At 44.8% G+C, this 230-nt stretch carries 1 protein-coding gene; it reads right to left on the bottom strand.

Features of this window, described 5'->3' with window-relative positions:
- The coding region (locus CWB75_RS19165) for a hypothetical protein (protein ID WP_212750907.1) at nt 1-230 on the bottom strand (230 nt) is incomplete at both ends.

Here is a 230-nt window from a genome sequence, read left to right as displayed (position 1 = left end):
AAATGGTTCTAAGCCAAATACTACCTCATCAATTATAAACAGTTTTGAGGTGGAACCCAATTTATGAAGTCCCGCAAAAAGCAATCTAGTAGAGCCGGTACCCAATTGCCTAATTGGCGTGTCATTAACATCATGTAAGCTCACTGCGCCATGCGAGACCGCAACCCTCGCCACCTCACGTAAAGCTTGAAGCTCACCTACATTTACCCCAATCGCAGATGTTACACCTT

The organism is Pseudoalteromonas sp. S1608 (assembly GCF_005887265.1).
In the GTDB taxonomy this organism is placed as follows: Bacteria; Pseudomonadota; Gammaproteobacteria; order Enterobacterales; family Alteromonadaceae; genus Pseudoalteromonas; species Pseudoalteromonas undina.
This window is presented reverse-complemented; position numbering and strand designations above follow the sequence as displayed.